The following is a 23,971-nucleotide window of genomic DNA, read 5'->3' on the forward strand; positions in this document are numbered from 1 at the left end:
GCAAATGAAGACAGTCACAGTGTTGGGTGGTAGCGGTTTTGTTGGTAGCAGTGTGGTCGCCAGGCTAGATCAGGCCGGTTACCAAGTCAAAGTGCTGACGCGGCGTCGCGAGCAGGCCAAGCACTTGATTTTGCTGCCTAATGTGCAGGTGGTTGAGTGTGATATTCATGATCACGCCGCCCTCAAGGCGCAATTGCAGGGCAGTGATGTGGTGATTAACCTGATTGGTATCTTGCATCAAACCCGTGATAACGCCTTTGAAAAAATGCATCACCAGTTTCCACGCCAGGTCGCGCAATTGTGCGAAGCGTTGGGGATTCAGCGTTTGCTGCATATGAGCGCCCTGCAGGCTTCTGCCAGCGCCCCCAGTGAATATTTGCGCAGCAAGGCCGCGGGGGACAGTGCCGTCATGGCGTTCAGCAAAAAACTGCATGTGACCATCTTCCGGCCTTCAGTCATTTTTGGCACGCGTGACCGCTTTATCAACCTGTTCGCCAAGCTGATCCAATGGATTCCCGTTTTGGCACTGGCCATGCCCAATGCCAAGTTCCAGCCGATTTGGGTGGAAGACGTCGCTGCCGCCATGGTGAATGCTGTCGATGAACCTGCGACCTATGGCAAGACTTATGAGCTGGGTGGCCCCGCCATCATGACCTTGCAGCAAATCATTGAGGCGGTCATGAAAACCATCCATGTGCAGCGCCCCATCCTGGGCTTGAGCCTGCGCATGTCCCTGCTGCAAGGCAGCTTTATGCAGCTGTTGCCCATCAAGCTGATCTCACGCGATAACGTCAAATCCATGCAGGTCGATAATGTGTGCCAGCAACCGATGGCCAACGAATTGTGTGTGGTCCCGACGGATATGTTCGCCGTGATTTCCGGGTATCTGGTCAAAAACAATCCGCGGGGGGCTTATGATCAGTTCCGCGCGGCCGCTGGGCGTGTCATCAACGCCAGACGTTGATTGCGTACAGGGCTGCCTGTCATGCAGATTTACCAGGTAGGGGGCGCCGTGCGGGACAGCCTGCTCGGCCTGCCCGTCAAAGACCGTGACTATGTGGTGGTGGGTGCCAGCCCCGAACAAATGCTGGCCGCAGGCTACCGCGCAGTCGGCAAAGATTTCCCCGTTTTTTTACATCCCCAGACCCAGCAAGAGTACGCGCTGGCGCGTACCGAGCGCAAAACCGCCAAAGGTTACAAGGGCTTTAGTGTTCACGCCGATCCAGATGTGACCTTGGAGGAAGATCTCGCTCGCCGTGACTTCACCATGAATGCCATTGCCCAGACCGCGGAGGGTCAACTGATTGATCCGTTCGGTGGCCAGGCAGATATTGAAAAAAGAATCTTGCGGCATGTGACAGCCGCGTTTAGTGAAGATCCGGTCAGAATCCTGCGTGCTGCCCGTTTTTTAGCCAGATTTACCGATTTTACTGTGGCACCTGAAACCATGCTGCTGATGCGCGAGATGGTCGCTGCAGGCGAGGTGGATGCCCTAGTGCCCGAGCGCGTCTGGCAAGAGATCGCCAAAGGCCTCATGGAGTCCCAACCGAGCCGCATGTTTGAGATGCTGCGTGCTTGCGGCGCGTTGAAAATCATCTTCCCCGAGCTGGACCGCTTGTGGGGTGTACCGCAAACCGCCACTTATCATCCTGAAGTGGATACCGGCATCCATATTATGATGGTGATTGATTACGCTGCGACGCAAGCCTTTAGCCTGCCTGTACGCTTTGCGGCACTGACCCATGATCTGGGCAAGGGCACCACGCCTGCTGACGTGTTGCCGCGCCATATTGGCCATGAGTTGCGCAGCGTTGATCTGATTAGGGATGTCGTGGCCCGCCTGAAAGTGCCCAATGATTGCAAGGATTTGTCACTGGTGGTGGCGAAATATCACGGCAAATTGCATGCGGCGCGGCAAATGAAAGCAAGCACGCTGCTACATTTTCTAGAGGAGCTGGACGCATTCAGACAGCGCAGCCGTTTTGAGGATTTTCTCAAGGCCTGTGAATGTGACAGCCGAGGCCGGCTGGGATTAGAGCAATGCCCACTGGAGGATGCCGAGCACCTTAGCCATGCATTGCAGGCGGCCTTGACCGTAGACGCGGGGGCGATTGCCAAACAATGCCAGTCGCCTGCCCAGATCAAACAAGCGGTGGCGGAAGCCAGAACACAGGCCATCCAGCAGGCCATGCATCTGCATTAACCAGTCCGCGATCGTTTAGGGTCTAAACCTCTTCCTGCAAGACTATCCGGTTTCTGCCTTGATGCTTGGCGTGATACATCAGTCTGTCTACATCCGCCAAAAAATCATTCATCTGGTCTGTTGCTGAGGGGATGATACTGCCCACCCCCACACTGATGGTGAGCAGCTGACTGACGGCTGAGTGCGCATGCGGAATCTGTGCCTTGAAAATCAGATGGCGGCAACGCTCAGCGATCTTGCCTGCGGAAACAAGATCGGTCTCCGGTAAGATCCAGGCAAACTCTTCGCCGCCAAATCTGGCAAAAAAATCATTTGCACGCACGCCGGCATGAGACAAGAGGCTGGAGACTTTTTTCAGTATCTCATCGCCTTTCAGATGCCCGTAAGCATCATTGAACTGCTTGAAATAGTCGATATCGATCATGATCAGTGCCAAGGGCTGCTGATGTCGGCTGGCTTCCAGCCATTCTTTTTCCAGCACGCTGTCAAACATGCGGCGGTTGGCGACGCCAGTCAGGCTATCCTGATAGGACAGCACTTCAAGTTGTTTTTGCAAATCCAGTAATTGTTGCTCTGTTTGTTTGCGTTCGCTGATATCAAACATAAAGCCAATCAGTGCCTCGGGCTCGCCGTTCTCAGTACGGATCACATGTACCACATCGCGTATCCAGACAAAGCCACCGTCAGCCGTCAGTGCGCGGTAGTCGGCTTCATGATCCAGGCCTTGCAGTGATTGCGAGATACAAAAATTGAATACCCGATCGCGGTCTTCCTCGTGCATGCGTGCGGCCCAGTCCTCTGCGGATTGCCAGCTGTCCTGTGTCCAGCCGAGTAAGGACTCAATTTGTGGGCCAATATAAGTGAACCGTTTGGAGGCCCAGTCTAATTTCCATGGAATCGCTTTGGTGGATTCCAGCAATGTTTTATAAGTATCGTTATCTTGAGGGGGCAGTACATGATCCATGGCGAAAACGGTGGTGTGAGAAATTGATTAAGGGTAGCGGACGGACAGCAGGATCGCAATAGCCAATTCAGGCTTGCTGCCCTAGAAATGCGGTCACTTCATGGGCCAGGGCTTGCCCTAATTGCAGATGTTGTGGAGCATCCAGATGCACGCCATCTATTTCACTGGCGGTGACGATGCGCCCTGCATCGACAAACAGGCAATCCATCGCCTGGCTGACTGCGCGGTAAGCCGCGGCCAGTCCCTGGCATTTTTGTGCGGCGCCAGCAAACTTTTCTGCAATCGGTCCTTGTGGTTGAGTGATGAGTGGTGGCGCCACGATCATGACTTGGGGGACAGGCATGCCTGGTTCTATCGGTGCTTGCCGTATGGTGGTAACCAGGCTGGCCATGCCTTGCGCGGCGTGCCAGGCGGTATGCGGATGCATGGACTGAAAATCATTGGTGCCCAGCATGAGGATGACCAGCGCCAGCGGCGAATGGATTTCGATACGCTGCGCCAACCCTTGCTGGCCGTTGCGTCCGGGTTTGAACGGGTCTTCGAACACCGTGCGCCTGCCATTCAGGCAATCTTCAATCACGCGCACGCGTCGCTGCATTTGACTCAGGCTGATTTCGAGGACTCCAGGCCAGCGCTGCTCAAACGGCAAGCGCTGACGGGTATTGGGGATGATGCCCCAGCTTAACGAGTCTGAGTAAACCAGAATGTGCTGCATTGCTTCACCTCACCAAGGGAGCATGCAGTATAAAGCAGACGCTGGTTTTGATAAAACAGGTGAATATTCAGCTAGTGAATATTCAGATAGTGCTGAATGGCAAATTTGGCCAGGAATCCGACCAGCCCCAGCGTCAGGGCCAAAAACAAGGCAAAAGTGCCGGTTTTGCCCGCTTTGGATTTCCAGGCCAGGTTGCCCACAATAAAGACAATAAACAGCATGAGGAACGCGAGGCCCCAGGACATGCCAAACTCGGTGAGTTGGGCTTCATTCATGCCAAAAATAGTGGTTTCCATCCGTGATACTTTCTGTTGAAACTTATTGCAGGCAGCCCGTAATCAGCTGGGCCAAGTGTTGCTCAAGATTGTCGCTCGGTTTGCGTTTGAATCCGCTTTTGGCAAAAGTATGCCAGCGGCCCAGCACAAAACTGATCATGGTATTGGCCGCCGTGCCGGCATCATTGATTTTGTGACCCTGAGCTTCGGCAATGCGCAACGATTGCTTGAGGCTGGCTTCTAACCTGTCCAGCAACTGGTTGATACGTAATTGCAAGGCGTCATCTTCATTGACCAGGGCATCGCCAATCAACACCCGTGACATGCCGGGATTGCGCTCGGCAAACTTGAGCATGGTTTGCAGCATCAGCTGTACTTGCTTGAGGCCATCGGTTTCGTCGGTGGTGATTTTGTTCATGACACCAAACAAGGCACTTTCAATAAACTCGATCAGGCCCTCAAACATTTTGGCCTTGTTGGCAAAGTGGCGGTAAAGTGCCGCCTCGGAAACATCGAGTTTGGCAGCCAGGGCTGCCGTGGTGACTTTTTCGCCACGTGGTGTTTGCAGCATGCCTGCCAGGGTTTCCAGAATTTGCTGTTTACGGTTTGCGCGTGCTTCTTTATTGATAGTAGCCATAATGATGTGGGAGACTGAGCCTGATCGTTAGGTGGTTATTTTGACCCGTATTTTAACCTTATTCACCGGCGGCGGGAATGTAAACCGGCCCTTTTTTCAGGCCGCTGTGAGTGAGCGCCAACATATGCGCTAACCTATATTGCACAAAGTTTGGTTTGCGTAACTTGCGGCTGATCCACACCGTGCGCATCCCCAGCCGTTTGGCCGTCATCAGTGCGGGCAGGCTGTCTTCAAACAAGGTGCAATCTGCCGCACGGCATTTAAGCTGGCGTAGCAGCAATTGAAACCCGCGCACGCTGGGTTTGGCGTGAAAGCCACTGGATTCCACACTGAAGACCAGTGAAAAGCAATCCTCAATGCCCAGCACTTGCAGCACGCGCAACGCATAGTGACGCGGTGCGTTGGTGAAGACGCATTTACGTCCCGGCAGTTGCTGCAATAATTGTCTGAGCTGTTTGGTGGTATGCACCATTTCGTCCGTCAGAAAGGCATGGGTTTCTGCAAGAAAATGATGCGGGTTGACCCCGTGGTGGCGCATCAGCCCTTTGAGGGTGGCGCCATAGACCTGCCAGTAATGCTGGCGCAAGGCGCAGGCGGCTGGTTCATCCAGCTGCAAGTGATCCTGGATATATTGGGTCATGGCGCGGTTCATCACCGGGAAGATGTGCGCCGAGGCGTTGTGCAGGGTGTCGTCCAGGTCAAAAATCCACACCCTGCGCGTCATTACTGTCGTGCCAGATTAAAGGGCATCTGCCCGCAATTTGGCCGGGCGGTGCAGCAGGCGGTTTAAGTAGTCGTCAAAGACGGCACGCGGTGGATAGGCTTTGGTGTAACGCATGCCAAACGCCAGATGGGTCGCCAGATAGACATCGGCGGCGGTGAACTCGTCGCCACACACATAGGCATGCTGGCGTAAATGCGATTCCAGGGTATCTAGCGTGAGTGTCAGTGAGCCAAAGCCCAGAAAAGCCTGACAAGGCGTACCCAAAGGTGTTTTTTCCGGCGTTTGCCAGCCCAGAAACTCAGCCGTGGTTGCCGCTTCCAGCGGACCGGCGATAAAAAACATCCAGCGGTAAAAAGCGGCCCTTTCCGGGGTGACCGCGGCTGGAATCAAGCCCTTGTCGGCAAACGTGTCTGCCAGATAGGTCAGGATCGCAGCCGTCTCGGTGACCACGGCCTCGCCATGCTGGAGGGCAGGTACTTTGCCCATGGGGTTGATGGCTAGGTAGTCTGCTTTTTTCATGGCCGGACCAAAGTCCAGCCACACCGCCTGATACGCAAGGCCCAACTCTTCGAGCAGCCAGTGCACGGCACGGCCACGCGACAGTTTGTTGCTGTATAAAATAATCTCAGCCATGGTTGGGCACTGCTGATGAACGTGGCTGAATGGCTATTTCGCCTTGATCAGCGTGCCCACGCCTTCGTCGGTCAACACTTCCAGCAGCAAGGCATGCTCCACGCGGCCATCAATGATGTGCACAGACTTGACGCCACTGCGCGCCGCATCTAGCGCAGAACCGATTTTTGGCAGCATGCCGCCACTCAGGGTGCCATCCTCTACCAGGTCATCGATTTGCTTGGGTGTCAGGCCGGTCAGCAGCTGGCCATTTTTATCCAGCACGCCTGGCGTATTGGTCAGCAAAATGAGTTTTTCTGCATTGAGGATTTCAGCCAGTTTGCCCGCCACCACATCGGCATTGATGTTATAAGTTTCGCCATCCTTGCCTACGCCAATCGGCGCGACGACCGGGATAAAGTCACCGCTATCCAGAAACGTAATGATGCTGGGGTCTATGCCGGAAATCTCGCCCACCTGGCCGACATCAATCATTTTGCTCGGGTCTTTGAGGTCTTCCATCAGCAGTTTGTGCGCATGGATAAAGTTACCATCCTGCCCAGTTAACCCCACCGCTTTACCGCCGTGACGGTTAATCAGGTTCACGATTTCCTTGTTCACCTGACCCCCCAACACCATTTCCACCACGTCCATGGTTTCTTCGTCAGTGACGCGCATGCCCTGAATGAATTCACCCTTTTTGCCCAGCTTGTCCAGCATTTCATTGATTTGCGGGCCGCCGCCATGCACCACCACCGGGTTCATGCCCACCAGTTTTAACAGCACCACATCCTGCGCAAAACATTCTTTGAGGCGGTCGTCCGTCATGGCGTTGCCGCCATATTTGATCACGATGGTTTTATCAAAAAAGCGTTTGATGTAGGGCAGCGCTTCGGACAGGGTTTTTGCCTTTTGCGAGGCAGTGGCATGTTGCATCATCGGAGGTCCGTATTGAGTTCAAAACAGCGTGAATTTTACCGCAGAAATGTGAAGCGCTGATTAAAAAACAGCGCTTACACATCATGCGAATTTAGGGTAGCCAGTAGCTTAACCTGGATGCATCAGCCATATCAGGCTTGCTGAATCCCAGCCAATAACCATGGCGCATTGCTTGGCTGTAACGCTTTTTGCAAGTGCCAGATTTCATTGATGTGTTCAATCGCACCATTGTTTTCGCGCAACTGACCCGAGTAACGCACACTGGCAATGGTGTAAGCGCCTTCAGTGACCACCTCAATCAGCTCAGCATCAATATTCAATACCTCGGTTGTTTGTGGGGCATCGCCGCGTTCTTGCAATTGCAGGCTGATTTCAGCATAGACCTCAGGGGTGGTGTATTCACGAATGTCTTGGATGTCTTTGCGGTCGTTGGCGGCTTGCAGACGAATAAATGAAGCTTTGGCACCACGTAAAAAACTATCCACCGGAAAATCGGCAGGAATATCAGCTTTGATTGTGGATGCAGCGCTGGCGTTGTATGCGGATTCAGATTGAAATCCGGCGGGGGCGTACGGTGCGCCTGCGCCTGCGTATTGCGGCGGCGAGGCTTGCGCATTTTTGAAGCGACGCACTAAAAATATCAGCAAGGCAAAGCCTGCAACCACCATCAATAATGTGCTGAAATTATTGGCAAAATCGCCTAATCCGCCGTGTGAAAACAGGGTTGCCAAGCCGGCACCAATGGCAAGACCGGCCAATGGCCCCATCCATTTGCTCATCCCGTTACGTGGTGCAGCCGCAGGGGCTGGTTGTGGCGTCGCTTCAGGCGCACGTTGCATTTGTTTGGCAGGCGCAGGCCGATTTTTACCAAAACTGCCGCCACCGCCCAATCGCTTGGCCTCTGCCACACCAGAGAACAAACTCATGCAGACCATCAACACCATCAATAGCTTCCAAAACTGTTTCATGTTTTCCTTTTGTTTCTGTGTTTTAAATAAATGCTTGATTGCCTGAGCGCTTGCATGGCAATCGGATATCCAATGTAACGTAAGTGGGCATGAAATGGTTGTATTTCAAGAAGCTAAGGCCATTGTTTGTTTTTTAGGGGCCATAAAAGGGTCAGCCTTTTGGCTGCGGCCTTACAAAGGTTTCACAAACACCTTGGACTTGCGCTGGAAATTATAGAACTTGAGTTTCTCTTGCGGCAGTTGCTCCACGCTTTGTTCGCTAAAGCCGCGCTCCAGAAACCAGTGTTCGGTGCGGGTGGTCAGGCAGAAAAGCTGTTTAAAGCCTTTTTGACTGGCTTGCTGCTGGCAAAAGTTAAACAGCTTATCACCGCGGCCACCGCCACGGTAAGCGGGATCTATCGCCAGGCAGGCGAACTCTACCATTTTTTCCTCGTGAAACGGATATAAAGCCGCGCAACCGATGACGCGGTTATCATGTTCCATCACATAAAAATAGTTGATCTCCATCTCGATGCGTTCGCGGCCGCGCCGCACCAGAATGCCCTCATTCTCCAGGGGTTCAATCAACCGCAAAATGCCGCCTACATCTTCGATATTGGCCTGACGCATGGTTTCCAGTGACAGTTCAGTGATCATGGTGCCTATGCCCTGGCGCGTAAACAGCTCCTGAATAATGGCGCCATCAATGTGGCGTGAGATCAGGTGGGTTCTGGCCACGCCATGCTCGCAGGCACGCACGGCGGCGGGCAGGTAATAATTGACGTCCTCAGAATAAAAAATCGGCTCATCACTTTCCTGCACGTTACGTAGCAGGTTGCGCGCCTTGGCCGAGGTCATTTCGCGCAACAATTCGCCGCGCAGGTTCTGGATCCCTTCTGAGTCCATCAGGAAAATCAGTTTTTCTGCATCCAGCGCAATCGCGGCACTCACCGCGACATCTTCCAGGGTCAGGTTAAAGGTCTCGCCGGTGGGGGAGTAGCCCATGGGCGACAACAACACCATCTCGCCATCGTCCAGCCGTTTCTGGATGCCGACCGCATCAATCTTGCGCACTTCGCCGGTATGTTGCAGATCCACACCGTCGCGTACGCCCAAGGGTTTGGCAGTGACAAAATTACCACTAGCAACACGGATGTCGCTGCCTGCCATCGGCGAGTTGGCAATGCCCATGGATAACAGCGATTCAATCTCGACCCGGATGGCGCCATTGGCTTCTTTTACCGCCTCCATGGCGGCATCATCGGTAATCCGCAAGCCGTTATGCAGTTTGGGGGTGAGGTGGTCACGTTTCAGGCGTTGCTCAATTTGCGGCCGGGCGCCATGGACTAATACCAGTCTGACTTCGAGGCTGGCCAGCAGGTTGAGGTCGTGCGAGAGGGCCACAAACTGTTGTTCACTGACGACTTCTCCGCCAAATGCAATGACAAAGGTGCTGCCGCCAAAGGCGTGGATATAAGGCGCCGCAGAGCGAAACCAATGCACAAACTCTTTGCTATTAGTGCTAGAGAGGATGGCGGGTGGCGTGTTGGTCAGTGAGACGGGGGTTAGGTTGGCATCATAGAGCCGGCCAGGCGTGGTATGCAGCGCCTGTGCGGCGGCGCGTAGCAGGGCTTCAGAGATGCCAATCTCACCGCGTTCAATGCGCGATAAATTGCTGGCATCTGTGCCCATGCGGGCAGCCAGTTGCTGCAAGGTTAAATTTTGCGATTTACGCAATTCCCTGATGTTTGAGCCTAGCATTTTGCGTTTAATTTAAGGTTAATTTGCAAAATAATAAATAAAAATGGTTTTTATTGCAAATATTGGGGTGTTGATTTTTCACCGATGAAAGCAGATAAACGCCGATCAGGCGGACCCGGTGTGAGTTTTTAGCGTAAGTAAAGCGCGCGCAGTTTCAAGCGCAGCAGAATGTTAGCAGGGCAGTCCGCGCTCATCGGCGTGTATCGGCGCTTAAAAATTTTTGTGGTTGTAGATATTCAAGGGAGCGGCACATAAAAAAATGACGGCCAAGGCCGTCATATTAAGGTCAAGAACACAGAGAGACTACGTCAACATCAACTGACTGGCTGCGGGCGGATTGAGCGATACACACGGTTGCTCTGCCGTTTGCTCAATACCAGCTGCCAGAGTTGCCCTTGCCGGGCGCGGAAATAGCCTGCACAACACATCAGGTAGTATTTCCACATCCGGTAAAAACTTTCATCATACTTAAACTGCAATTCAGGCCAGGCACGGTTGAATTTGTCCCACCAGGCCATCAGGGTGCGGTCATAATCCGGTCCGAAGTTATGCCAGTCTTCAATTAAAAACTTTTCTTCAATCGCCCCAGTGATTTCGCTGGCCGAGGGCAATTTGCCATTCGGAAAAATATAGCGGTCTATCCAGGCGTCGGTATGCAGGGCGGTTTTATGATTGCCTATGGTATGCAACAAAAACAGCCCGTTATCCTTAAGCAAACGCTGTGCGGTGGCAAAATACGTTTCGTAGTTCTTTTGGCCCACATGCTCAAACATGCCGACCGAGACAATTTTGTCGAATTGACCATGCAACTCGCGGTAGTCCTTGAGCTGGATATCCACCGGCAATCCTGCACAACGTTCTCTGGCTAAGGCCTGTTGTTCAACTGACACCGTGATGCCGAGCACCTGCACCCCATAGTGTTGTGCCATATGCTTGGCCAGCCCGCCCCAGCCACAGCCGATTTCCAGCACGCGGTCACCGGGTTGTAAATCCAGCTTTTGGCAAATCATATCCAGCTTGTGACGCTGGGCTTCTTCCAGCGTTTGCGCATGTTGCCAGTAGCCGCAAGAGTAACTCATGCTCGAATCCAGCATGGCTTCAAACACATCATTGCCAATATCGTAGTGTTGCTGCGCCACCTGATAAGCCCGGTGCGGCGCTTGCAGGTTAAACAGGGTATGACGAATGATCTCAGCCAATAATTTGAGTCTGGCCGTCCCGCCCATTTTTTCATCCAGGTCCGCCCGCATGACGCGATGGAAAAACTCGTCCAGTCGGTTGCAGCCCCAGCGGCCCTCGATAAACGCCTGTCCCAGTCCGAGCGAGCCTTTGGTCAACACATCGCGGTAGACGCTTTCTTCATACACCTGGATATCCCAGGGCGCGTTGCCATTAATCGTGATCCCGGCGCCCGCCAGCAAACTGGCCAGCGTATCCGGTGGCGCGGGATGCGCACTGAGGTAATGGTTGGTCGTGGTTTTCGGCATGATCGTTTGATAATCCCTAATAACACTTCACGGAGGCATGACTGATGGATTGCATCATAAAAACAGTTGCGCTTGCAGACAACTCGTCATATGACGTATGACAGATTTGACGGCAAAGATTCCGTCGGACAGGATGGTTTTAACGAGCTAAAGCGGTTGCTGTCAGGGCTGCAATGCTGCAAACCATACTGACAGGCTGGCGATGCTGAGCAGGGTACTCAAGAACACGGCCGCGGCATACAGTGCGCCATCCAGGTGATAGCGCTCGCAGATAATAATGCCAAATACCATGGTCGGCATGGCAGCCAGCAAAATGCAGGCGGTCAGGGTGTCACCCGAGATGCCCAGCCATTGTGCAAAGCACCAGGTCACCAGCGGTGCGACGCACAGGCCAATGGCACACACGGGCAATAACAAGGGCATGAATTTCAGTTTAAAAGTATCCCAGCGGATGCTCATGCCCAGTGCAATCAGCATCAGGGGCACCACGCCGCCCGCCAGGGTATGCAAGGCATGTGCAACCATGACCGGTTGCGGAATGTGGCACAGATTGAGGATGGCCGCCAAGAGCAAGGCCCATAGCGGTGGCACGCGCATGAGTTCCTTGAGCGGGTGAGAGCGTTGTTCAGCATGGCCAAAATGTTGCGCCATGAGCATGCCCAGGCTGAGTAAGATCGGCGTGCAGGCAAACAGATCAAACTTGAGCACAATTTCATGCGTCCAGTCGCCCAATACCTCGCTGGTCACCGGTAGTCCAAGGTAGGTCGCGTTCGGGAAGGTGGCCGCCAGCATCAGTGCGCCTTGCTGGGCACGGGTCACGGTCATCAGACGTTGCAATAATTGCAGTACCAGCCACATGCACGAGGCCGCGACCATCAAGCGGCACACAGCAGTCAGCGCAATTTTGACTGCACTCAAATCAAACGGTGCTTGCCATAAGATATTGAGCACCAAGGCTGGCAATAGCACATAAAACACCAGATCTGTCAGCGCACGACGGTGTGACAGGGCGGTGATGTGCGAGGGCGCCCACCGTTGCCAGAGCATGCCTGCCATAATCAGCAAGGCCATTTGCAGCATGACTTGAAACATGTTCCGCCTTATAAACCGAGCGCGGTCAGTCCGGGGTGCTCATCCGGGCGTCTGCCCAGGGGCCAGAAGAATTTGCGGTCTGCTTCTTTAATTGGCAGGTCGTTAATACTGGCGTGGCGCTGCATCATCAGCCCGGCGTCGTTAAACATCCAGTTTTCATTGCCGTAGCTGCGATACCAATTGCCCGCGTCGTCGTGCCACTCGTAGGCAAAGCGCACAGCAATCTTATTATCCAGAAACGCCCAGATTTCCTTGATCAAACGGTAATCCAGTTCGCGCGCCCATTTGCGCGTTAAAAACTGATGCACCTCTGCGCGCCCTACTGGAAACTCGGCACGGTTACGCCAAACCGTATCTTCCGTGTAGACCTGGATCACGCGATCCGGGTCGCGGCTGTTCCAGGCATCTTCGGCCATGCGTACTTTTTGCATGGCAGTTTCCAGGGTAAAGGGCGGTAAGGGTGGGCGGGGTTCCATAGAGGCTCCTTGGGTTGCTAAGTGTGCAGTGTCAGACCTGCTTAAAAGTCTCCCCACAGTGACTGCATCACGCTCATGGCAGTCAATGCTGCGGTTTCAGTACGTAAAATCCGTGGGCCAAGCACGATAGACTGGAAGTGATGTTGCGAGGCGAGCGCAATTTCTGCCGCGCTCAAGCCGCCTTCCGGGCCAATTAATAAATGAATGGCGTTTTTTGGCGGGTTTAGTGATGCCAGCCTTTGTGCACCGACAGGATTCAATAACAGGTTAAGGCTGTCAGCGGTCGTGTGCTGGCTCAGCCATTGTGCAAGTGTGAGAGGCGCGTGTACTAAGGGAATTAAGGCGCGGCCACTTTGCTCGCAGGCGGCGATCGCCACGCCTTGCCAGTGGTCGACGCGCTTTTCGGCGCGGTCGCCACTGAGTTTGGTCACGCAGCGCTCGGTGCTTAACGGGAAGATTTCGCGCACACCCAGTTCCACCGCTTTCTGGATGGTGTAATCCATGCGGTCGCCGCTAGAGATGCCTTGTAGCAGGCGGATATTCAGTGGCGATTCATTGCTGACCTGTGTGCGGCTGAGGACTTCAACGGTAGCGGATTTTTTCTCGACCTGCGTCAGCGCGCAGAGATAGTCAAAACCATCCCCACAAAACAAAATCAACGTGTCGCCTACTTTGAGCCGCATGACTCTGACTGCATGCGCCATGGCGTTATCACTGAGTGGGACTGATTGGCCCACAGTCAATGCAGCCGGGCTATGAAATCGTAAATTACTCATGACTGGCATTGTAACCAAAATGCCTGTGTGCGGGCACGGTGGTGACAAGATTCACCTTGGCGTCTTAATCACGTACCATAATGGTTTGATCTAATGGCAGGAGCAACTCTGATGGCAAGTATTAGCCCCCCCGTATGTGATTTTGGCTGGAAAGCACCGGCATTCAATTTGCCTAATGTAGATGCCAAGCTCGTCAATCTTGAAACCAGCATGGGGCCAAATGGTCTGCTGGTGATGTTTATCTGTAACCATTGCCCTTACGTGAAAGCCATCTTGCCTCGCCTGATCGCTGACGTAAAAGAACTACAGACGCTGGGCGTGAATACGGTGGCGATTATGTCGAATGACCCTTCCGATTATCCGGAAGACAGCCCTGAGAACATGCGCAAAATTGCCACCGAGATGGCGTTTCCGTTCCCTTATCTGTTTGATGAAACTCAGCAAATTGCCAAACTTTATGATGCTGTGTGTACGCCAGACTTTTTTGGCTTTAATAAAGATTTTGCGTTGCAATACCGGGGTCGGTTTGACGAGAGCCGCAAGGAAACCGCTCCTGAGAGTACCCGTGAATTGTTCAAAGCCATGAAGTTAGTGGCTGAAACAGGTCACGGCCCGCAGGAACAGATTGCAAGTATTGGTTGTTCTATCAAGTGGAAAGAGTGAGCGTTAACCGGGCGTGCCGTCAATACGTGGTTGACTGAGGATCGGCCAATAGACAATCGTAAATAATGTGAATGCGGCGATCCAGGTGCTGGCAGCCAGCATCACTGATAATCGGTAAAAGTCTGGCAGCACGATAGGCAATAACGCCCGACTCAGGGTAGCAAAAATGACCAGGCCAAATATCCATACCAAGCTACGCGGTGGGTTATGAATATTGCGGCCTGTGTGCCCTAGGGAGACCCTAGCCATCATCGCCAGCGTAATCACGCCGATACCACCAATCGCCCAGCAATGGATGGCCATAATCACCGAAATGCTTGGCAGCAAAAAACTCAAGGCATATAGCAAAAAGCCCAGGTTGATGAGCCACAGCCCCAGATAAAAACTCCACAGTAGCGGCAGCTGCCAAATACCTGGTGTATGCCAGCGCCATAACCTAAAGCTTGCGCTGATGCTGATAGTAAGTCCTAACACTGTATTCAGCATTTCAGCATTGGCGGTTAATATATTGATCAACAGTGCGGTCAGGCAGACCATCAACAGGCGGTCTATCCAAACTGAATTTTTGAGCGTCACCTGTTCTTTCACACCACGCTCAATAAACATGGGCAAAATGCGGCGGCTCATCACCATGATCAGGCTGACATTGAGCAGTAAACCCATCCATAGCGCGGCATGTGCACCTTGGTTTGTCCAGCCCAGCGCTTGCGAATAAAAAGCCAGGTTGCCAACCGACAGCAACAGTACTTTTGACAGTACGCCCAGTTGGCGCCATTGCTTCACCTGAATAATTGGTCTGGCAATCGCGATGAGCAGCCACAGGTTGAATAGGCCGTCAAACGCAGCTGCCAATGCGACCAGAGAGGGTGCCATCAGCATGACGGCGCGGGCCAATGCCCAGCAGGTGACCAAGCCCATGAGCGGGCGACCATACAAGGTCTGAAGACCGGTCCAGTTTTTGACCGCGGTCAGTAAAAATCCAGCAATCACGGCAAAGGCAAAACCATATAGCATTTCGTGTGCATGCCACTGTGATGCGGTCACGGTGCTCAACACTGGCGCAGAAAGCGTTGCATATTTCCACACCCAGAGGCCAATCGAGAGCACCGCAAAGCAGGCAGCTAACAAGAAAAAAGGCCTGAAGCCCAGGTTGAACAGGGCAAACTGCTTAGCCGGTACTTTGCGGCTGGGAGGTGAAATGGTGAGTGGTTGCATGCAGGCCTCCTCAATAGCGTATAGCGAATAATACGGCGCTGAGGTGCCCGCATATTGCGCTGACGCAAACATGATGCATGCAAAAATGCCAATTAAAAACCCCGCGCTGAACGGGGTTAAATCAACATCAGGCCTGATGGCCAAGGTGTCGGTGAGTTATACACGCAGCGGTTGTTTTCTAAGCAGGCACAAGCCTGCGACCCCCAGGCCAAGCAGGCTGGCCGATAACGGCTCGGGCACTGGCGTCGCCAGCGTCGTCGCATAGGTGACATCGTCTACGGCAAACGTACTGGAGCAGCAACCGGTGCCAGCAAAGACGATGCGATTAAACGCCACATCGGAGGTGAACCCAATAAAGCCATTTAGAGTTTGATTGCTGACGTAAGGGTCTGGCGCGGCATAGGTGGCAATATGATGGTATTCACCATAGGCCGGGCCGATACGGGCCAAGCTGATGGAGAGCAATTGTAGCCGACTATTGTTCATGGTGAGCCCAAAGGCAGTGATTGGCTGACTAAAAATCAGATCCGCCCAGCCGCCGTATGAGGTGTTGAAATAGAGGTTGGTTGTGCCATTGATATCTATCGTTGAAGAAGGTGCATCGACACTGACACTGCCGCTCAGTGTGAAGTCATGAATGGTGATGCCGGAGCCGCTGGGGGCTATATCTGTTGTCATCGCATCAAAAGTTTCGGTAGTGACTGTACCCGCTGCCGCCAAAAAACTGGCTTGATCGGTGTATACCGTGAAGGCTGCCATCGCGGGCATGCTAGTCAGGCCAATAGTAAAAAGCGTAACGAGTTTGATAAACCAAGCTGGATTAATCACTGGGGATGACATCACATGCTCCTTTTAAATAAATGATGGGATGAGAATGCTTGTATGTGTGTTAAAGCGACCTGGCAAAATATGCCTGTATTTTCTCAAGCGCTTTGACGACGCCATAACAACAGCGGCAAACCCATCATGAGCAGCCAGGCCTGGCTTGGCTCTGGCACTGGGGTCACTGCCCAGCTGGCGACGACCAAAAACTGGTTGCTGTATATATTGTTGAGTTGCAAGCGCGAGGCCGTGCTCTGTCCGCTGAGTTCTAGCAAACCACTTGAGATTTCGCCGATATAGACTTCACCTTCACCTTGCAACACTGCCGAACCGGCATAATCGCTGTTACCAATCACCGTCAGGCCATTTCCCTCCAGCAAACTGATGCGGTCATATAATCCATTCCGTAACAGAGCATAGCGAGCAGCATCTGGCAGGTTGAGTTCTACCAAGCCGCTGCTGCTATTGCCCAAGTAATAGATGGAGAGCATGGCGTCAGTCAACCCAAGTAATGCCCCATCCAGCGTCAATTGAGGGGCGGCACTTGTCGTGAGCGGCACGCCCAGCGCGTGGTCCAGTTGCGCAGCGAAATCATGCTCATCGCTGCCGCTGGCAATCAGCGATAATGCCGCCAACGACAGGGCTGCATTGTCACTGGTCAGGTCTTCGCTGCTAAAGCCAGCCGTTGAGCGTCCCAGAGAGGGGTCCACGGTTGCGGTGACGTTCCATAGCTGACGCATGAGATCGAAGGGTGAGTTGAATACTGTCGGTGCAGTCGCGCCTGCATTGAGCAAAATGGTGCTGTCTCTGGCGGCTGCGAGCAGTGTTTGTGCATCTTTTAGCTCGGGTGTGCGGGCGATTTTCAGGGTATTTGCGACTGCGACATCCGTCAGTACGCTATTGCGCAGGGATTGAATATCGGTTGCGGCAGCATCCCAGCGTGCGGCTGCGACTCCGCCACCTGCCCCTGGGGTGGCGGCGAGGGCATCTGCCACATATTGGCTACGTGTTTTGGCGGTAAAGGTGGCGTTGACATTGATCGTGCCAGATAACGATAGCCCCGCATAATTAATGCTCACGCCATCCGCGGTAAACGTGGGTGCGCCACTTGCTTGCAAGCGTATGGGTTGCACCAGTGCCGCTGCATTGGTGGCTGAGTTTGAAAGAGTTGGAGTAAATTTTAACGTGCTATAGACTTCGTCGCGGGTGCAGGAAAGCGCGGTTGCACGGCAAAACCAGGTGGCATCGAGGTTGAGTGACTCGGTGGTGGTCAGCAGGCCGCCGCTCAATGTGGCGCCGGCTTCTATCCGCGTCAGGGTGCGTTGGCTATCAGGCAATACTGAGACCCCGGGGTCGTTTAGTGAAATAAATTGATTACCCCTGAGATCAACCGTCATGCTGCCGCTAGTAAACGTGCCTAGCCTGGTGCTCAAGAATCTAGCGTTTGCAATACTTGGGTCCAAGGTCAACAGCTTGTCAATGTGATCGCTGTAACCTGTGAGATCAATGCCGTCTTCAGACACCGAGGTGGTTCTGCTAATAATGGCAATCTCGTTAAAGTTTAGCCGCATGTTAGTTGCGATTTCTGTGGCGAGGGCCTGGAAAGGCAGGCAAGCAGCCAACAGAATAATGGCGGCAGATGGTTTAGCGTAGCGTTGCAAGGTCAACATGACAAACCCTTTGCCCTGGTTGGGCACGATATTAAGAATGTCCCTAGACTAGTGCAATCAGCCGAAAAAAGGCACCCCCAGTTCAGGGGGGGCATCACAGCTACTCAAAGGGTGAAACAGTCGTTTTTACTAGGATTTTGGCGCGTGACAGCGCTTTTATTCTGTAGTCGATTTGCGCGTGCGCCTGTATCCAACCACGCCCAGCAAGCCCAGGCTGAGCATGAGCGCCGAGGTGGGCTCTGGCACACTGCTCACCATTTGCCCATACTGGATATGATCGACTTCAATGCCGCCCCCGGTGCCTATGGTGATTGATTTTATGCCACCGGCAAACTGCACACCAAAGAAGCGGTCATCGCCGGTGGTGCCGCCAAACGTGCCATCAGGAATGCCCGTATACGACTGTGAACCCAGTGATTGCCCCAGTGCATCTGTTGCGCTGAACGTAATGGTGCCAGAGCCATCCGTCCAGACCACACCAAAGGCTGTTGGCAGAGGTCCGCTACCCGTGTAAGTGAAGGTCACATTGCCTGAAAACCAGCTACGTCCTGCGGTGCCAAAACCATCAATGTTGCCATCATCGGCATCCACCGAGTCGGCAATGCCGGTGGGTCCATACACTGAACCGTTACTGGCACTGATAGACGCATCCAGCGATCCATCTTCCAGATTATCTAGTAAGACAGGATTGCCTCCCAGGTAAAAGCCAGCCGGGATGTCACTCGAGGATAGGTAGGGCGTGGGTCCCCAGAAGATCGCGGTACTACTCGTGGCATGTGCCATATTGGCACTGGCAAGTAAACAACCAGTGAGTGTGGTCATTATTGTTAATTTGTGCATGTCTCTCTCCTCCTGATGATTGGAGTACTCATCTTAGAGACTTTGCCATCCGGCTTGCACCCCCTGGATAGGGGGTGTTAATGGGGAGCTTGCGCGAATGCTTGCAACGGCAGTTGCAGGCAGAGCTTGAGCCCGCCTGTGGCTAAGGCTTCAAAGTGCACTTCACCGCCCAGCAGCGTCGCGCGTTTCTGAATATTGTTCAAACCGCGGCCTTTGTTTCTGGCCGACTCGGCGGGCAGCCCGATGCCATTGTCACTCACTGACAGTAACAGCTGCCTGTCGCTACAACTCAGGTTGACTGTGACCTGGCTTGCCTGGGCATGGCGGATCACATTTGAAACCGCCTCGCGGATAATGCGGCCCAGGTTGAGGACTTGCGGTTGCGTCAGGAGCAGGTGGTCTTCTTTCATCTCAATCTGCCAAACCAGCTGGATATGGACATCACTCAAGCGTTTTTCGCACTCGATACGGTAGTCGGCCATGGCATCCGTCAATGGGATATGTTCTGTGCCGGCCCGTGAAACTACATCGCGCAGGTCTTGCAGGGCAGACCTGGCAAGTTCGGCATTGTTGCTGTCTTGGGCGCGGTATACCAGAGTCAGCAGTTTGGCTCCCAAGTCGTCATGCAGATCCTGGTAAATCCGCTCGCGCTCCTCCAGCGAAGCCTGCTCTTTGAGAATGGACTGCAATTGCTGAAAGTTTTGATTCAGCTCTTCATGCTTGGAAACCACGCGTTGTTCGAGTTGCTGATTCAGTTGCTCGTAATCATTGAGGGCCCCCACATACCTTGAAGTCATCATGAGCCCGACAATCAAAAACAGCACGGGGGCCGAGAATTGCATCAGATATTCCTCATTGCTCACCCAGTGGTTGAGTGCAGCAATATTGGTGTGTATCAGCCAGTCATGAAATGCAAATAGCAGGATCAAACTCAAGGTCAGCAACAGTAAGTTGGCATCCTTGTTGCGGTGCATAATCCCTTCTTTTGCCAGCAAGCAGAGGCCGAACACCACCACGCCCATGGTCACCAGGTGCCATACATCGGTGACGTCAGTAAAGTAAGTATCGGGAGTGCACAACAAAGTCAGCGGTGACAGGATGAGAATCGCCCACAGTAACTGATTGAAGCGCTTAAGACGGATGCCGACAAAATCAAGCAGTGAGATGAGCCACAAGGTGGCAATCGCCTGAAAACTCGCATTCACAAACAACTCCCATTGCGGGGTCGGCAACGGCGCTGTGATGATGTAAAAATTGAGGGATTGCAGTGCCCAGACAAAGGCTGCCAGTCCAAACAGGCCGTAGGCGGTATCCTGCTTTCTGCGCCACCACAGGCTCAGCATCAGCAGCCCAATCCCCACGATCAGCAAGCTTGACGTCTGGTTCAGTGTGATACGGATAAATCTGGCTTCTTCAAAGCGCGGTTGCAGATGCTCTAATGTATCTATTTGCGGCGGAGCGAGCATGCCTTGAGAGTGTGCGGGGGCAATGACTCTTACGAGTAACAGATTGTCGCGGGGCTTGAGCAGGTGGGGCGGGATGGCAAATAACAAGGGGCGGTTCCAGTGCCTGGCGACGGGCTCTTCAAACGCACCGCCAGAGCCTATCTTCTCACCATTGAGAAACGCTTCCGCATTCAGGCTGAGCCTGGAAAGGTAGAGTCCATACAAAGCCTTCTGGCTGAGTGTCGGGTAATCAAACTGAAAGCGATACCAGCCTATGCCCTCTGCCGTCGGATGAGTGATCTTCCAGATGTCCGGCAGGCTGGCAGTTTGCCAGTCTGCATGGTCACCTGGGGGCTGGGGAGCGGCACTCTGGACAAACTCTCCTTGTTTCATGCTGACTAGAGCGTTGCTGGTCACCTCAGGGGTTGCAAATGTGCTTAGGGAGGCGAACAACAGCCACAAAAAAATGCAGCTATCGCGCAATGGTTTTAACAGGGCATGCACGGAAAAGCTCATTTAAACAAGGCCGTCACTTGCAGGTAAATATCGCGCACATCGACAAAGTTGCGCCCGGAAAACGTATCCTGCATTTCGAGCCTGACGATCAGCGGCAGCGGTAACTTGCCTTGTTGCCAGGCCTGGATACCACTCCAGGTCGCACTCAGCCGGTACTGGTCGGCGCGGGTGTAGGTGTTCGTTTCCAGGCTGCTGGTATCGGTGCCAAGGTCAGAGCGGTAAGTGTCAGACTGCTTTTCATAACGGTGCCAGGTAGCAGCCCAGCGCCAGTTGGACCAGCGATATCCCAACTCAATATCGGTTTCATAAAAGTCCCCCAGGTCGCGCTGTAATCTTTGTTTGCTACTGGCGAGGGCCAGTAACTGGCCTGATGAGGGGATGCGCATGCTGGCTTTGTCGCGGGTTTGCCAGTTGTAATCGGCCAGCAAGCGCAAGTCGAGGTGGCTGCCTATATTCTTGAAATACTCTATACGGGTGCGCAGGTCGTCGCTGCCATCGCCGGGCGGCGTATCCAGCAAGTTATCCGGGTCGTCTTTTCTGGCCAGACCCACTCGCCAGCCTATGCCCACAATCAGGCTCTGGTCTGCCGCCTTATAAGCCCGCCAGAGCACGCCTATGGTCGGGTCGCTAAATCCCTCTGACTGTTGAGAAGCAATCCGCTTGTATTGATAACCATACGCCGGGTTCGTCAGGATGTTTTGTACGCCAGCCGCATCCATGGGAGCCACCGCGCCACCCGCAGGCGCAAACGGAAAGTTGCCCGCGCTGATGGGCTGACTCGCGTCAAACGCGGGGTTTGCGCCGACATTACCACCGTCGACGCCAAAACTGACGCGCGTGTGTGATTTCACATAAGGGATGATCGCGCCTACTGTGATATCTGGCGTGATGCCATAGCCGATGGTCAATGTGCTGATCTGGTTACGCACCTCACTCTTGAAGCGCGTCGTTCCCAGCGAGGCACCGGGACCTAATAGTGCGAGCGAAGGGAAAATGCTGCTATTTAATTGAATGCCGTCAAAGCTGGCGCCTAGTCCCTGCAAGTTGCCATGTTGATCATAGGTCTGGTGGTAGTCGTTGTTGCGTTGCTCAAAGCGGATGCCCCAGCTACTTTCTGGCGCCATGGTATTGAGGCCAAACGCCGTGGGTATGGGTAATTCATCCATGGCGAATGCCTCTTGGGTTAGAAAGTTACCCAGTAATAGCCCGCCCATCAATAAACTGATCCAGTTCGTGCGTGATAGGGGGCGCATTCGATTAGGTAACAAAACAGGCAAACACAAAAGAGTCTTGGTCATGAGTGTATTCGAATTATTTTTTGATCGGAGCCCCCTGTTTGCGGGGGTGTTATACGTTGAATTTGGTATATAGTTTTTATCCCAACGCCATTGCTGCCCTAGCCACTGCCCTATGATGAAAACTGCTTTTATTCTTGAGGATACTCCCGAGTCGCAATTGTGGCTGTCTGAGGTCCTGCAACAGAGTTTTCCAGATATCCAGATACACGCAGCCAATCACATCGCGCAGGCACTCACTGCGTTGAACCATCTATCAGCAATCGATATCGCGCTCATTGATTTGAGTCTACCAGATGGTAGCGGGGTTGCGGTGATTGAATGGTTAAATCGTCATTCACCGCAAACAATTTGTGTGGTAGCCAGCATATTTGATGATGATAGCCACATTTTCCCGGCATTGCGCGCAGGGGCGCATGGTTATTTACTGAAAGACCAGCCGCAAACCGCTATCGTGCAGGCGCTGAATGGCATTGTGACGGGGCAGCCGCCACTGTCACCCGCGATTGCGCGCAAGTTATTGCGGCATTTTCACGAGCCCTATGTCGAGGCGACTGCGCAAGGCGTTCTCACCGAGCGTGAAAAAGAAGTGTTGTCGATTATTGCCAAAGGCATGACCATGGCAGAAACCGCCAATATCCTGGGTCTCAAGCGCAATACGGTGGCGGGGTACGTCAAGGAAATCTACCGCAAATTAAATGTTTCTTCGCGGGCTGAAGCCGCCATCACGGCACAACGCATGGGGCTGATTTAATCTTTCAGGGCACTTACAAAGCCCTTGCCCTGTCTTTCTTAATGCAAAGGCGCATGACCCCGCCATTTTCTGCAAGGTATAATCAGCCAAATTAAAACATGGGAAGAGCATCATGACGACAAAACTAAAATGGGGCATTCTCGGTGCTGCGCGTGTGAATGAGCGCCTGCTACCTGCGATTGTAGAGGCCAGCAACTCACAACTGGTCGCCATCGCCAGCCGCCGCCCGGGCGCCGCCAAGGCCACGCTGGATAAATACGCACCCAATGCGGGTGGTGTTAGTTGTTATGACGATATGGAGAGCCTGCTCACAGACAGCAATGTTGAAGCTGTCTATTGCCCCATGGCCAACGAAGAGCATGCCGAATGGGCGCTCAAGGCGATTGCGGCAGGCAAGCATGTGCTGATAGAAAAGCCGATGACCACCAAGTTGGCAGATATTGATGCGATTGAATCTGCCGCCAAAGCCAAAGGGGTGACCGTGATGGAAGGCTTTATGTACCGCTTTCATCCGCAGCATGCCAAGGTTAAAGAATTAATCGACAGCGGGCTCATCGGCGATGTGCTTTCATGCCGTGCCAGTTTTTCTTTCCTGATGGCGCCTGCACGTATGTACCGCATTACCCGTGATATGGCCAACGGTGGTGGTGCCATGTGGGATATTGGGCCTTACGCCATCCATGCCTTGCGCTGGTGTTTTGCGCAAAACGGCGTCCCTGCCGAACCTAAAGATGTATTGGCCTATGGCAAACTCAACGAGCATGGCGCCGATGTGGTTGCCAGTGGTGTGCTCGATTTTGGCCCTGATGCACAGGGACGTGCGCGTTTCGGCCACTTTGATGTGAGTTTTGAGCGTGGCCGCAAAGCCGAGTATGAGCTGATTGGCGATAAGGGCTGGATCAAGTGCCACAATATGTGGTCTTACCCGGGCGATGATCCGGTCATTAGCTGGGAAGCGGGCGGCAAGTCAGAAACCATCGTTTTGCCCAAGGCTAACCACTTTAACCTTGAGATCGAGCACTTTGGTGATTGTGTGCTCAATGGCAAAGCGCCTTTGCTCACTTTTGATGATGCGCGTGGTAATTGCAAAGCAATTGAAGCGGTGATTGCGGCGTTGAAACGTTAAGGCTTTGCACAATAAAA

General features: G+C 53.4%; 24 protein-coding genes. 5 read left to right on the forward strand and 19 right to left on the reverse strand.

Going from position 1 to position 23,971, the window contains the following annotated elements; all coding sequences use genetic code 11:
* The first annotated feature begins 4 nt into the window (after positions 1-4).
* Positions 5-964, forward strand: a complete 960-nt coding sequence (locus tag ACT53D_RS12605; protein ID WP_338656382.1) for a complex I NDUFA9 subunit family protein — start codon at positions 5-7, stop codon at positions 962-964.
* A gap of 21 nt (positions 965-985) precedes the next feature.
* Complete coding sequence (locus ACT53D_RS12610) at positions 986-2,203, forward strand: multifunctional CCA addition/repair protein (RefSeq protein ID WP_476156504.1); 1,218 nt, start codon at positions 986-988, stop codon at positions 2,201-2,203.
* Positions 2,204-2,225: 22 nt separating this feature from the next.
* Here ACT53D_RS12610 and ACT53D_RS12615 read toward each other — a convergent pair whose 3' ends face one another.
* The 13 genes from ACT53D_RS12615 to ACT53D_RS12675 form a co-directional block, all read right to left on the reverse strand.
* The gene (locus tag ACT53D_RS12615; RefSeq protein ID WP_476156505.1) at positions 2,226-3,167 is read right to left on the reverse strand and encodes a sensor domain-containing diguanylate cyclase; all 942 of its coding nucleotides are present in this window, start codon (positions 3,165-3,167) and stop codon (positions 2,226-2,228) included.
* A gap of 67 nt (positions 3,168-3,234) precedes the next feature.
* Positions 3,235-3,882, reverse strand: coding sequence for an SGNH/GDSL hydrolase family protein (locus ACT53D_RS12620; RefSeq protein ID WP_476156507.1), 648 nt, complete (start codon positions 3,880-3,882; stop codon positions 3,235-3,237).
* Positions 3,883-3,953: 71 nt separating this feature from the next.
* On the reverse strand, positions 3,954-4,178 hold the full coding sequence (locus ACT53D_RS12625; protein ID WP_194749205.1) for a DUF2788 domain-containing protein: 225 nt from the start codon (positions 4,176-4,178) through the stop codon (positions 3,954-3,956).
* Positions 4,179-4,200: 22 nt separating this feature from the next.
* Positions 4,201-4,794, reverse strand: a complete 594-nt coding sequence (gene slmA, locus ACT53D_RS12630; protein ID WP_194749206.1) for a nucleoid occlusion factor SlmA — start codon at positions 4,792-4,794, stop codon at positions 4,201-4,203.
* 58 nt (positions 4,795-4,852) lie between these two features.
* Positions 4,853-5,518, reverse strand: a complete 666-nt coding sequence (locus ACT53D_RS12635; protein ID WP_476156509.1) for a pyrimidine 5'-nucleotidase — start codon at positions 5,516-5,518, stop codon at positions 4,853-4,855.
* A gap of 15 nt (positions 5,519-5,533) precedes the next feature.
* Positions 5,534-6,151 (reverse strand): glutathione S-transferase family protein, encoded by a 618-nt coding sequence (locus ACT53D_RS12640; RefSeq protein ID WP_476156511.1) that lies wholly within the window; start codon positions 6,149-6,151, stop codon positions 5,534-5,536.
* 33 nt (positions 6,152-6,184) lie between these two features.
* Complete coding sequence (argB, locus tag ACT53D_RS12645; protein ID WP_379073761.1) at positions 6,185-7,066, reverse strand: acetylglutamate kinase; 882 nt, start codon at positions 7,064-7,066, stop codon at positions 6,185-6,187.
* 134 nt (positions 7,067-7,200) lie between these two features.
* Positions 7,201-8,037, reverse strand: a complete 837-nt coding sequence (locus ACT53D_RS12650; RefSeq protein WP_476156513.1) for a Tim44 domain-containing protein — start codon at positions 8,035-8,037, stop codon at positions 7,201-7,203.
* 171 nt (positions 8,038-8,208) lie between these two features.
* Positions 8,209-9,777 (reverse strand): amino-acid N-acetyltransferase, encoded by a 1,569-nt coding sequence (gene argA, locus ACT53D_RS12655; protein ID WP_194749211.1) that lies wholly within the window; start codon positions 9,775-9,777, stop codon positions 8,209-8,211.
* Positions 9,778-10,091: 314 nt separating this feature from the next.
* Positions 10,092-11,264, reverse strand: a complete 1,173-nt coding sequence (cfa, locus tag ACT53D_RS12660; protein ID WP_313988651.1) for a cyclopropane fatty acyl phospholipid synthase — start codon at positions 11,262-11,264, stop codon at positions 10,092-10,094.
* Between the two features lie 162 nt (positions 11,265-11,426).
* Entirely contained in the window at positions 11,427-12,356 is a 930-nt protein-coding gene (locus ACT53D_RS12665; protein WP_313988653.1) for an AEC family transporter, read from the reverse strand.
* Positions 12,357-12,364: 8 nt separating this feature from the next.
* Complete coding sequence (locus ACT53D_RS12670; protein WP_275356574.1) at positions 12,365-12,832, reverse strand: nuclear transport factor 2 family protein; 468 nt, start codon at positions 12,830-12,832, stop codon at positions 12,365-12,367.
* A gap of 41 nt (positions 12,833-12,873) precedes the next feature.
* Positions 12,874-13,608: a 16S rRNA (uracil(1498)-N(3))-methyltransferase gene (locus ACT53D_RS12675; RefSeq protein ID WP_476156516.1), complete on the reverse strand. Its 735-nt coding sequence runs from the start codon at positions 13,606-13,608 to the stop codon at positions 12,874-12,876.
* 111 nt (positions 13,609-13,719) lie between these two features.
* Here ACT53D_RS12675 and ACT53D_RS12680 point away from each other — a divergent pair, with 111 nt between their 5' ends.
* Positions 13,720-14,271, forward strand: coding sequence for a thioredoxin family protein (locus ACT53D_RS12680; protein ID WP_476156518.1), 552 nt, complete (start codon positions 13,720-13,722; stop codon positions 14,269-14,271).
* A gap of 3 nt (positions 14,272-14,274) precedes the next feature.
* Here the strand turns inward: ACT53D_RS12680 and ACT53D_RS12685 are convergent, their stop codons facing one another.
* The 6 genes from ACT53D_RS12685 to ACT53D_RS12710 all read right to left on the reverse strand — a co-directional run bounded on the left by ACT53D_RS12685 (position 14,275) and on the right by ACT53D_RS12710 (position 21,993).
* Entirely contained in the window at positions 14,275-15,486 is a 1,212-nt protein-coding gene (locus tag ACT53D_RS12685) for an NnrS family protein (RefSeq protein WP_476156519.1), read from the reverse strand.
* 156 nt (positions 15,487-15,642) lie between these two features.
* Positions 15,643-16,326 carry a PEP-CTERM sorting domain-containing protein gene (locus tag ACT53D_RS12690; RefSeq protein ID WP_476145228.1) on the reverse strand — a complete coding sequence of 228 codons (684 nt, stop codon included), beginning with the start codon at positions 16,324-16,326 and terminating at the stop codon, positions 15,643-15,645.
* An 83-nt stretch (positions 16,327-16,409) separates the two neighbouring features.
* Positions 16,410-17,978: a hypothetical protein gene (locus ACT53D_RS12695; RefSeq protein ID WP_476156521.1), complete on the reverse strand. Its 1,569-nt coding sequence runs from the start codon at positions 17,976-17,978 to the stop codon at positions 16,410-16,412.
* A gap of 156 nt (positions 17,979-18,134) precedes the next feature.
* Positions 18,135-18,818 (reverse strand): PEP-CTERM sorting domain-containing protein, encoded by a 684-nt coding sequence (locus ACT53D_RS12700; protein WP_275356580.1) that lies wholly within the window; start codon positions 18,816-18,818, stop codon positions 18,135-18,137.
* A gap of 77 nt (positions 18,819-18,895) precedes the next feature.
* Entirely contained in the window at positions 18,896-20,767 is a 1,872-nt protein-coding gene (locus ACT53D_RS12705; RefSeq protein ID WP_476156523.1) for a sensor histidine kinase, read from the reverse strand.
* An 8-nt stretch (positions 20,768-20,775) separates the two neighbouring features.
* On the reverse strand, positions 20,776-21,993 hold the full coding sequence (locus tag ACT53D_RS12710; protein WP_476156525.1) for a hypothetical protein: 1,218 nt from the start codon (positions 21,991-21,993) through the stop codon (positions 20,776-20,778).
* Between the two features lie 196 nt (positions 21,994-22,189).
* Between ACT53D_RS12710 and ACT53D_RS12715 the strand changes: the two genes are divergently transcribed.
* Positions 22,190-22,828: a response regulator gene (locus tag ACT53D_RS12715; RefSeq protein ID WP_228518904.1), complete on the forward strand. Its 639-nt coding sequence runs from the start codon at positions 22,190-22,192 to the stop codon at positions 22,826-22,828.
* A 112-nt stretch (positions 22,829-22,940) separates the two neighbouring features.
* Positions 22,941-23,954: a Gfo/Idh/MocA family protein gene (locus ACT53D_RS12720; RefSeq protein WP_476156527.1), complete on the forward strand. Its 1,014-nt coding sequence runs from the start codon at positions 22,941-22,943 to the stop codon at positions 23,952-23,954.
* Positions 23,955-23,971 lie beyond the last annotated feature (17 nt).

This window comes from Methylophilus sp. DMC16, assembly GCF_056314045.1.